The organism is Streptococcus dentapri (assembly GCF_042649885.1).
GTDB lineage: Bacteria > Bacillota > Bacilli > Lactobacillales > Streptococcaceae > Streptococcus > Streptococcus dentapri.
This window is the reverse complement of the sequence record NZ_JBHSAC010000043.1, coordinates 1-10,659: the sequence shown is the minus strand read 5'-3', so window position 1 is coordinate 10,659 and position 10,659 is coordinate 1. Positions and strand designations below refer to the sequence as shown.

The 10,659-nt window shown below is 39.0% G+C and carries 8 protein-coding genes and 1 pseudogene; 1 reads left to right on the top strand and 8 read right to left on the bottom strand.

The genetic code is table 11. The annotated features are described in order from the left end of the window. Nucleotides 1-135: 135 nt before the first annotated feature. The 8 genes and pseudogenes from ACFOSE_RS04835 to ACFOSE_RS04800 form a co-directional block, all read right to left on the bottom strand. Nucleotides 136-1,452: a hypothetical protein gene (locus tag ACFOSE_RS04835; protein ID WP_380431221.1), complete on the bottom strand. Its 1,317-nt coding sequence runs from the start codon at nucleotides 1,450-1,452 to the stop codon at nucleotides 136-138. 127 nt (nucleotides 1,453-1,579) lie between these two features. Next, nucleotides 1,580-3,727 carry a type I DNA topoisomerase gene (topA, locus tag ACFOSE_RS04830; RefSeq protein ID WP_380431219.1) on the bottom strand — a complete coding sequence of 716 codons (2,148 nt, stop codon included), beginning with the start codon at nucleotides 3,725-3,727 and terminating at the stop codon, nucleotides 1,580-1,582. A gap of 91 nt (nucleotides 3,728-3,818) precedes the next feature. After that, nucleotides 3,819-4,664 carry a DNA-processing protein DprA gene (dprA, locus tag ACFOSE_RS04825; protein WP_380431217.1) on the bottom strand — a complete coding sequence of 282 codons (846 nt, stop codon included), beginning with the start codon at nucleotides 4,662-4,664 and terminating at the stop codon, nucleotides 3,819-3,821. 592 nt (nucleotides 4,665-5,256) lie between these two features. Beyond that, a complete protein-coding gene (locus ACFOSE_RS04820; RefSeq protein WP_380431216.1) occupies nucleotides 5,257-6,174 on the bottom strand; it encodes an ROK family protein in 918 nt (305 codons plus the stop codon). Then, entirely contained in the window at nucleotides 6,171-6,731 is a 561-nt protein-coding gene (locus ACFOSE_RS04815) for a sugar O-acetyltransferase (RefSeq protein WP_380431214.1), read from the bottom strand. Before ACFOSE_RS04815 ends, ACFOSE_RS04820 begins: the two co-directional genes overlap by 4 nt. A 77-nt stretch (nucleotides 6,732-6,808) precedes the next feature. Next, the gene (locus ACFOSE_RS04810; protein WP_380431212.1) at nucleotides 6,809-7,594 is read right to left on the bottom strand and encodes a ribonuclease HII; all 786 of its coding nucleotides are present in this window, start codon (nucleotides 7,592-7,594) and stop codon (nucleotides 6,809-6,811) included. Then, entirely contained in the window at nucleotides 7,594-8,433 is an 840-nt protein-coding gene (gene ylqF / locus ACFOSE_RS04805; RefSeq protein WP_380431211.1) for a ribosome biogenesis GTPase YlqF, read from the bottom strand. The genes ACFOSE_RS04810 and ylqF overlap by 1 nt, the downstream gene beginning before the upstream one ends. 533 nt (nucleotides 8,434-8,966) lie before the next feature. Beyond that, nucleotides 8,967-9,219, bottom strand: a pseudogene (locus ACFOSE_RS04800) (ECF transporter S component); the annotation flags it as partial. A gap of 80 nt (nucleotides 9,220-9,299) precedes the next feature. Between ACFOSE_RS04800 and ACFOSE_RS04795 the strand changes: the two are divergent. Then, entirely contained in the window at nucleotides 9,300-10,586 is a 1,287-nt protein-coding gene (locus tag ACFOSE_RS04795) for an aminotransferase-like domain-containing protein (RefSeq protein WP_380431209.1), read from the top strand. The last annotated feature ends 73 nt before the right edge of the window (nucleotides 10,587-10,659 follow it).

Below are 10,659 nucleotides of genomic sequence, written 5' to 3'. Positions count from 1 at the left end.
TCATATTTTATAATGAAACTAGAATTCAACAGAGATTAAACGACCTGTCTCCTGTAGAGTACAGAAAACTGGCCGCATAAATGTGTTTTTCTTCTGTCCCATTATGTGGGTGCAGTGTCTAAAAACCTCCTTCTTTTAGTCTGATTCCATACCGGAACCATATTTAGAAATTAAATAGTAAGTTTTACCATTGTCATCTGACAAAAAGGTTAAATAAACAGAGTCAAGATGTGATTCATCCGCGTCATAATCTGAATATCTAACTTCAAGATCGTATTCGATATCATCACTGTAAGAACTCAAAGATAAGATATAGTAAGCTTCAGATGGATCTGAGTGCTTGTCCTTGATTTCAGACCATTTGGTACCACCATCTCCTGTCCCATAGTCACCTTCCTTCAAAGCATCGTAGTCGGATTTTGTCCAGTCTGATTTATAAGAACTGCTGGTATCAATATCATCAGCTTCAAAAGTACCACGTACACTATCAAGAACAAAAGTGCCGTCGTATTGTTTTTCAAAGTATACGACAACCCTTTGCTCACTATCTTCATTTGAATCATCATTATATCGGAGAATCAATTGATCATCTTTAATTTCAGCTTCTGAAGCTTTCCCGTGTTTTTTAATAATATCAGAAACCTTATCCTTACCGGCCTTTAAATCTTCAAAATCATCCTCTTTCCATTCGAATTTATAATTTTTATCGATATAGTCATTGACATCATTGCTATCATCTTCGACATCCCTATCCTCTTTTTTAGAAGAAACAGAGAAATTGTCATCAGTATTATAGTAGCGTGAAACATTAGCAACAACGCCAACAACACTAATCAACAAAGCTAACACTGCCACTCCCATTGAGATGAAAGACATCAACTTTTTGCCTTTAATATTTAAGATTAAGATGACAACAGCAAAAATGAGACCAAGGAAAGCTAGTCCGAAAAAGACTAATGCTGCAGGTGTAAATGACAAACCTGCAAAGAAAACCGATAACACTAAGGAAACAATTGGCAGTATCAGCTCTTTAACTATCAGTGACTGAGATTTATTAGGTACTTGAGTCGTCGGCTGTTGAAATGCTTCTGGTTGTGTAAATCCTTGCGCTTGTTGCTGAGCCGCCACAAATTGTTCTTGTGACTGTAGCTGTTCTTGATAAGCTTGATTAAAATCAGATGCTTCTGGCAAAGGATTTACTGACTGTCCTTCAATCGGTGATTGATTTTCAGATACCACACTTGCTTTTGCTTCCTGAGAACTTTCTGAAGCAAAAACAGTTGAATCGCTAGATTCGGAAACCCTTGTCCCTTCTTCGGCAGGGCTATCTGAACTTCTCGTCAAGTGACTGAAGTCAAAGCCTGCTTCTTTTGCCTGAGCATACTCTGCTGCCGTTGGTTTGCGTCCCATACTAGCTTCAAAATGTTTTAACCACTCTTCTTGTATAGTCATCACATTCTCCTTTTATTTAATGATAATTGTAAGGTTAAATAAGTTTAGTATATTTTAAGATTTTGGGCAAATCTTTTCTCCAAAATTTTCTTTAAATAAAAGACAAAAAGTAAGGGAAACTCCCTTATTATTTTATCTTTTCTTCTTTATAGTCACAGTTTTCATCGCTGCAAACAACTTGTTTACCGCCACCGCGAATTTTCTTTTCGACCAAATAATGGCCCGATTTAGGGCAGTTACGACCAACAGGTAAATCCCAGGAGGTAAAATCACAGTCTGGGTAGCGATCACAACCATAGAAGATACGATTGCGCTTGGTCTTGCGTTCAATCACCTGCCCCTTACCACAGACTGGACAAGTGACACCAATCTCCTTGGTGATGGCCTTAGTATTATGACAGTCTGGAAAATTACTACAAGCATAGAATTTACCGTAGCGACCTAGCTTAATAACCATGGGATGATTGCAAAGATCACAATCAAAACCAGCAGGCTCGTCCTTGATTTGAATTTTTTCAATTCCTTCTTCAGCCTCTTCTAGCTCTTTTTCAAAGGGTTTATAAAATTCATCAATGACAGTTTGCCACTTCTGCTTACCAACCTCGACACCATCTAACTTATTTTCCATCTCAGCAGTAAAGGCCACATCAACGATATCAGGGAAAAATTCAACAATCAGTTTATTGACAATCTCACCTAATTCAGTCGGCTCAAAACGTTTGGCCTCCAGCCGGACATAGTAACGCTTTTGAATGGTTTCCAACGTCGGTGCATAGGTCGATGGACGTCCCACTCCATTTTCTTCTAAAGTCTTGATGAGGGTTGCTTCTGAATAACGAGCCGGCGGTTGGGTAAAGTGCTGCTCAGGGCTGGTGGATAATTTCTTGACACTATCATCCTCAACCATATCCGGTAGCACTTTATTTTTATCAGAATCATTATATACAGCCAAATACCCATCGAATTTAACTTGACTACCATTAGCTTTAAAAATGACTCCTTTTTGGCCCAAGGTTACCTTCATGGTATCAAAAACTGCTGCAGTCATCTGGCTAGCGACAAAACGATTCCAAATCAAAGTATAGAGCCTAAGCTGGTCTTTGTTAAGGTACTTGGCGATGGACTCTGGTGTATTGAAGACACTAGATGGACGAATAGCTTCATGGGCGTCTTGAGCGCCAGAAGCATTGCGGACACGACTGCCATGCTTAGAATACTTCTCACCAAAGCGCTCTATAATGAAATTAGCCGCATCGTTTTGTGCCACAGGGCTGATACGAGTTGAATCCGTGCGCATATAGGTAATTAGACCTTGCTGACCCCCACGCCCCAAACCGATGCCTTCATAGAGCTGTTGAGCTACCATCATAGTCTTGCGGGTACGGAAATTAATTTTATTTGCCGCATCTTGTTGCAGAGATGAGGTCGTATAAGGAAGTGGGGCATTGCGACGACGTTCCTTCTTTTCAACCTTGTCTACATTAAAATTATCGCTGGTAATTCTAGCCAAGACATCTTGAACATCATCATTTGTTGACAACTTGGTCTTCTTACCATCAAGACCATAAAAAGCAGCCTGAAATTTTTTATTTCCCTTTTTGAAAGTACCTTCAATTGTCCAGTACTCCTCCGGTTTAAAGGCCTTGATTTCATTTTCGCGATCGATGATTAATTTTAAGGCAACTGATTGTACCCGACCAGCCGACAGCCCCTTCTTAACTTTCTTCCATAGTAGAGGAGAAATCGAATAACCAACAATACGGTCTAGAACTCGTCGAGCCTGCTGGGCATCAACCAAATCCATATCAATAGCACGCGGTTCAACGAAAGCATTTTTAACAGCATCCTTGGTGATTTCATTAAAGACAACTCGATTTTTGTCGCCTTCATCTAACCCTAAGATATGGGACAGATGCCAAGAAATCGCTTCTCCCTCACGATCCGGGTCACTAGCTAGATAGACCTGCTTAGCCTTTTTAGCCTCTTTTTTTAAGTCGTTAATTAAAGGACCTTTACCGCGGATATTGATATACTGCGGTTCATAGTTATTATTAAAATCAATAGACATAGAAGATTTTTTCAAATCACGAATATGTCCTACTGAAGCAACAACTTTATAATTGCGTCCCAGATATTTTTCAATAGTCTTGGCCTTGGCAGGCGATTCCACAATGACCAAATTTTTTTTAGGAGTTGCCCGTTTCTTAGTCTTGCTTGTCGTTTTTTTAGTCCGCGCTTTTTGATTACTGGTTTTAGCTGCTGTAGCTACTGCCATAGGTATCACTCTCCCTTGTACTTTTAAACTCCTAGCATAATACCCCACTTTTTTATAGCTGTCAATAAAAAAATCTCCCTATAGGAGAAGTTCATTTTTTTACATACTCTGAAAGGATATCTGATCCTGAGTTGACACACTTTGCCCCTTCTTTTATGAGATGATGACACCCTTCAGATTTACCATCAATAATGTTACCCGGAACGGCGAAAACATCTCGTCCTTCTTCCACGGCTCGCTCGCAAGTAATGAGACTGCCTGAGCGCTGCTTGGCCTCTACGACCATAGTACCTCTTGATAAACCTGCAATAATCCTATTGCGATCGGGAAAATGATATTTACGTGGTGGTTGACCTGGTTCATATTCACTTAAAACAAGATGCTGCTTAGTAAGGTATTTCTGCAACTTCTCATTTTCCTTGGGATAAATAATATCCAAGCCTGAACCAACCACAGCAATCGTTTTACCACCATTTTTCAGACAAGCCATGTGAGCAGCCGTATCAATACCACGTGCCAAACCGCTAACAATCACAAATCGGTTGCCCAGCTCTCTAATAATCTTTTGTACCGACTTAATCCCCAAGTCTGAACAATGGCGGGCTCCCACTATGGATAGCTTGCTGCTCTCTAACAGAGTCAAATCTCCTTGATAGAATAAGAGAACGGGCGGATTATAAATCTCAGCTAACTCCAGCGGATATTCTTTATCCAAAATAGATAGCGACGGAAAACGATTAAAGCTAGTTCGCAACTCTTTTAAATCTAAATTTTTATAGCTTTCCATAAATAAAATCGGCTTACTACAACCAGATACAACTGCCATATCCTTCAGTGACAGGGATTTAACCTCCCTTTTTTGATAAGCCAAAATATTATTAATCTGTAAATTGCTTAAACCAGCTTTTCGTAGTTTAAAGAGTTCAAAATTATTCATTGCTTTACCTCACTACCTTTTTATTCGTATTTATTCGTAAAAAATTAAAGAAGTGAACTTGTATCCATTCTCTTATATATCATTTATAAATTCAATCTTTAACTTCTTTAATCATTCGCACTGATACACAATACTACCCCAGAATTGATCCACTAATCAATCAGTTAGCCACTTAGATGACAAGTCTAACTCTCTTCTTAAAACTATAATAAATAAGTATCGAGGATTGGATCCTAACAACAAAATAAATTTTGACCATAAGAAAACCGTCCAAGCGATTGAACGATTTACAAGTCTGTCAATAATACTTATAGCACTAACTTATTTTTAGAACTGTTTAACCTAAACAGGCCCCCTTACAGGAGAAAATAACGCAGATGCCAACGCCAATACAAGCTGTAACTGGACCTTTCTTTCACTCAAACTATTACAAGTGCTAACGCCTCCAAAAAAAATCTAAAACTGGGGCCATGCATATCCTCCTAAATAATTAAAATGATAAGAAATCAATAGAAGAATATGGTTAAAACTTTTCGATTGAACAGTCCTTCTAACCAAGATTCTAAATTTGATTTAATTTCATCTTTTGTGCTTAACCTAGCTCTTTAAAATGACAATAGGCACCGATTAAATTAGCATCGTTATGAAATTTCCCAGCCTTGATAGAAAAATTTTGAACAGACTCACTCAAAGTGGTTTTCAAAAGCAAGTGATGTTGACGATTAATTTCTTCAATCAAAATTTTTTGTTGACTAATTCCTCCACCAATAATAACCCTATCTAAATTGAATATTTTTTGTAGATTTAGGATTAGATAGGCAATTTCACGACAATAGTTTTCAAATTCTGTTGTCAAATCCGGATTGGTCTTGCTTGCTAGAATTTTGAAAACTTCTTTACCATCCTCTTGAGGCAATCCCAAGAGATTGCTGGCGCGATGAATAAATTGAACAGCTGAACCACTATTTTCGATGAGACTAGCCACCCCTTTTTTACGCAAGGTAAAAAGCTCCTTTTTATCCGTTTGATCCGTCTTAGCTTTGGCGAACAAGGCTCCCCTTTCAAAATTTTTAAAGGACAAAAGCTCACCATTGGAAACAAGAGCAAGACCAACCCCCGTTCCTAAAACAAGGGCTGCACCAAGCTGACTGCCAACCAAATTGCCATATTTTGCTTCTGCGAGTCCTGCTGCATTAGCATCGTTAATCACACTAACAGGCAGTTGACACTCTTTGCTCAAACAACTAGCTAGTGGAAAATTTTTCAGATAAGAAATCAAACCGCCCTTGAAAAGATAGCCCGTTCTGGCATCAACTTGTCCAGGACAGGCTATGCAAACACCAGAGATTTCATTACCATAGCGCGAAATAAGATTTTTGATAGCCGTAAGAAAATCATCCATACTACCAGGGGTCGAAAATTTGTCAGTCTGAGTCAATTTATGATTCTCATCAATCAGAGAATGCTTAACAAAAGTCCCACCTATGTCAATAGTTAAATATTTCATCATGATCCATCAGTTAATTTTTTAATTATTTTAGCAGGATTCCCTCCTAAAACAACATTATCCCCAAAGGATTTGGTTACTACCGCTCCCGCTCCCACAACTACATTATGGCCAAGGGTTACTCCCGGTAAAATAGTAACACCCCCACCTAACCAAAGATTATCACCAATGGTGATAGGGGCACCATACTCTTTACCAGCAATACGTTCCTGAGCATCCAGAGGATGAAGCGGGGTTAGTAATTGGCAGTTGGGACCCAACATAGCGTTGTCACCAATATGAATCTCACAAACATCAAGAAAGGTACAGTTGAAATTAGCGTAAAAATTTTCACCTACGTGGATATTAGTACCGTAATCACAAGCAATTTGAGGATTGACAGTAATATTCTTACCTGTACTACCCCACCATGATTTGAGTAAGTCAGCACGACTTTCACTATTATCATCTTGGTTAAAAAGTCTCATATTAGCACGACATAAATCACGCTCTTGACGCAATTCAGGATCAGAAGCATCATAGAGCTGACCGGCTAACATTTTTTCACGTTCTGTTGGCATTGCTAGTCTCCTTTGTCAAAAAGCTGAGAAAAGATGTTTTTCCCTTTATCTACCTTAACTCAACTATAAACTTCTAATTAGGGCAGTTGAGTGAAACCGTCTCTTAGCATAGATTTAATCGGCTCAAAACTAGTTCGGTGAATGGGAGTAATCCCAAATCGATCCAACCCTTCTAAATGTGATTTGGTCCCATAGCCCGCATTATGGATAAAATCGTAACCGGGGTACTGCTGCTCATAGTCCAACATTATGCGGTCACGGTTTACCTTGGCAACGATTGAGGCCGCAGCAATAGAGAGCGAATTGGCATCTCCTTTTATGATTGACTGTTGGGGAAGGTCTAAATTTAAAGTCATAGCATCAATAAGAAGATATTGCGGAACAAGGTTGAGCTCAGCCACAGCATCAATCATGGCTAATTTAGTCGCTTCATAGATGTTTACTTGATCAATAACCCAATTATCTTTGATACCTATACCAACAGCCAAGGCTTGGTCCAAGATTCGCTGATAGATTTTCTCATGCTGCTTCTTAGGAATTTTCTTGCTGTCATTAAGCCCTTTAATTTTACAATTTTTAGGCAAAATCACCGCAGCTGCAACAACTGGACCAGCTAGCGGACCACGACCAACTTCATCAATGCCTGCGACAGTCTCAATTCCCTGCTCATATAAGGCCCTTTCATAGGCCAACATCTTTTCTAAGCGTAAGTCTTCATTGCGCTCAGCTTCTAACTCTTTGCGACGTTTCTTAATCGCTGCTTGTACTCCACTGCGCTCGTCATCTGCTAATTCTTGCAAAACAGCACTGTCTAAATCATCTATTTGAGCCAGTTGAGCTTTAATTTCCTTAATGGTTGCCATTAATTGTCACTAACCTCATCTAGAGTATATCGACCCAGTTTACCATCGCGAACCTCTTTAACAAAAAGATCATAAAAGCGATCATAATCATCGCGAAAACCTAATTTCTGCGTCAAGTCCATAATAATTTCTGGAGCTTCTTCATCCAAATCAATTCCTTTAAAACGCTCCAGTAGACGCTCAGGGTAGGTCTCCTTGAAAAAGTCCAAACCAAAGATAGTAACCTCATCCATGGGGAGAAGGTTATCTTTAATGGCACCAGTCAGAGCTAGTTTAAATCCAACTTCATCATCTTCAAACTTCGGCCAGAGAATACCGGGTGTATCAAGGATTTCCAAGTCCTTATTTGACTTGAGCCACTGCTGTCCTTTAGTAACCCCGGGTTTATTACCAACAATAGCAATTTTTTTACCGGCTAGACGGTTCATAAGTGTTGACTTACCAACGTTGGGAATGCCAATGATCATGGTTCGCAGGGTCTCTTTCTTAATACCACGTTCCCGCAAACGCTCCAATTTATCTGCCATAAGATCCTTGGCCGCCTCCCTTACCTTCTTAACCGCCGATTGTTCCTTGGAATTGAGGGCCAGAGTTTTAATTCTCTGCGCTTCAAAAAAGCGGATCCACTGCGAGGTACGGGCACTGTCTGCCAAGTCTGCCTTGTTGAGAATCATGAGTTTTGGTTTATTGCCAACAATCTTTGTTAACATAGGATTTTGACTGGACAAGGGTAAACGCGCATCTACCAAAACTGTTATAAAATCAACATATTTAATATTTTCCTGAACCTGCCTGCGCGCCTTAGACATGTGTCCAGGAAACCATTGAATAATTGCCATTTTTCTCCTGCTTTTCCCCTATTTAAAAAGCCGTTAAAACAGCTTTAACTTAGTCCTATTATAGCAAAAAAGACCCTTGCTGTCACATGAGCAAAAATGAATCTATATCTGATCAAAACTTATCTCTTGCAGAGTTAATCTTATTGCACATCTATATTAACACAGTATGTCTGCATTTTCCAAAATAAGGACCTTACAGGCTGGTTCAAAATTTTTTCAAGCTTTTATGATCTCTAATTCCATTGGAATATCGAAGCTACCACACCCAATAAGTAAGGGTAGGCTCTTTTCTCGATCATGAACTTATCGACCATACTACTGAGCTTGTCCAAAAATAGTAATGATTTTTTAGGAAAGTGCAAGTTCATTTCAAAAAATGCTTCTTGTGCCTGTGGTGTATAATCTGAAAATAGGCTTGTTTGTTTTGGTAAACGCTTAATGGATAAAAGAGCACCTCAGGAATACTCCACTAAATCAACACCCCTAGGATTAAGGCTGAGAATAATTTTGTTTTGGGTAGAACCGTCGTAAGCCTGCAAGTCGTGGGACACCAAAGTGATAGACATCAGCGCTGGATAAAAGAAGAAATTCCCCAGAAAAGATCCTACTCCAGCGACGACTACTACTTTCTGTCAATGGAGATAGCAAACTGGCCAGACAAATCATAATGACATTAAAATAGAAATGCCTATTCGGTACTAGAATTGAGAAAATACTGGTGCTTAAAATAATTACCAGAGCTATAAAGAAGCTGAGAGACTTAGACCTTGTGCAGTCATAAGCCACTCCAAAAATGATGTTTTTATTGTCAGAAAAAAGCAATTAGGTTACAATGGTCTCAGACTACAACTGTACGGGGACACATTATGGCTAGCAAATTTAAAATGATTACACAGACCATTCATCAAAATATCCAAACCGGTCAATTAAAGAAGGGAGACAAACTCCCATCCATTCGCCAACTTAGTCAAGAATTCAACTGCAGTAAGGACACCGTTCAGAGAGCTCTGCTAGAGCTGAGACACCAGAACCTAATTTATGCCGTTGAAAAGAGTGGCTACTATGTTTTAGAGGGACAAGATTTATCTGGTGAAACAATGACTATTAGTCTAGAGGACTACAATCATTTAGCTTACAATGATTTTAAGGCCTGTCTCTCTGAAACCTTGATTGGTCGTGAAAACTATCTCTTTAACTATTATCAACAGCAAGAAGGCCTGACAGAATTATTAGATTCTCTTCAACAGCACCTCTTTAATCAAGATATCTACACTAAAATGGATAATATTGTTGTCACAGCCGGAACCCAACAGGCCCTCTATATCCTCTCACAAATGGCTTTTCCAAATCAAAAAACAACTATCCTATTGGAACAGCCAACTTATCAACGAATGAATGCCATCATCCGTGAGCAACAACTAGCCCATCAGAGTATTGAGAGGAATTTTCAGGGACTAGATTTTCAAGTCTTGGAAGAACTTTTTAAAACCCAGCCTATTAAATTTTTTTACACAATTCCACGTTGCTCCAATCCTTTGAACCTTTCCTATACACCGGAAGAAAAGAAAAAGCTTCTTGCTTTGGCAGAAGCCTATGATGTCTACATTATCGAAGATGACTATATGGGCGATTTGGCTAAGGCAACCGATCTTCCTCTTCACTACTACGATACCAATGACCGTGTCATCTATCTTAAATCTTTTTCAACCACTCTTTTTCCTGCCTTGCGGTTAGGTATGTCAGTTCTACCTCAGCAACTGATGAAAGGATTTTTAGCCTATAAAAAATTAATTGATTATGATACCAGTCTCATCATGCAAAAAGCTCTGTCTCTCTATCTAGATAATGGCATGTTTGCCAAAAATTTGGCTCACCTCAAACAATTTTTTAATGAACGTCTTCAGACAGCACAGAGGCTCTGCCAAAATATTTTACCATCAGAACTCCATTATCAAATTGGGGCAAAGTTCATTAGTATTCAATTACCATCTACTCCAAAACTCGGACTTTACAAAGAAGCAAAGATTCCCTTACTCAATCCCGATACTAGTATTAATCAGCAGGAACTCCATTACCTCTATTTATCAAATGATATGGACCTCGCTAAATGGCTCAAAAAGGTCGCTAAAATATATAAAAAAGGACTTGGATAAGTCCTTTCAGACTGAAGACAAAGCTCTTGGAATTGCATTTCTAAGAGCTTTTTGCTCTGTTTAGGAGTATACT

Excerpts from the sequence above, each read along its gene's own strand:
- ylqF (WP_380431211.1), bottom strand. The coding sequence starts at position 8,433 with ATGGCAATTATTCAATGGTTTCCTGGACACATGTCTAAGGCGCGCAGG.
- ACFOSE_RS04835 (WP_380431221.1), bottom strand. The coding sequence starts at position 1,452 with ATGACTATACAAGAAGAGTGGTTAAAACATTTTGAAGCTAGTATGGGA.
- ACFOSE_RS04815 (WP_380431214.1), bottom strand. The coding sequence starts at position 6,731 with ATGCCAACAGAACGTGAAAAAATGTTAGCCGGTCAGCTCTATGATGCT.
- dprA (WP_380431217.1), bottom strand. The coding sequence starts at position 4,664 with ATGAATAATTTTGAACTCTTTAAACTACGAAAAGCTGGTTTAAGCAAT.
- topA (WP_380431219.1), bottom strand. The coding sequence starts at position 3,727 with ATGGCAGTAGCTACAGCAGCTAAAACCAGTAATCAAAAAGCGCGGACT.
- ACFOSE_RS04820 (WP_380431216.1), bottom strand. The coding sequence starts at position 6,174 with ATGATGAAATATTTAACTATTGACATAGGTGGGACTTTTGTTAAGCAT.
- ACFOSE_RS04810 (WP_380431212.1), bottom strand. The coding sequence starts at position 7,594 with ATGGCAACCATTAAGGAAATTAAAGCTCAACTGGCTCAAATAGATGAT.
- ACFOSE_RS04795 (WP_380431209.1), top strand. The coding sequence starts at position 9,300 with ATGGCTAGCAAATTTAAAATGATTACACAGACCATTCATCAAAATATC.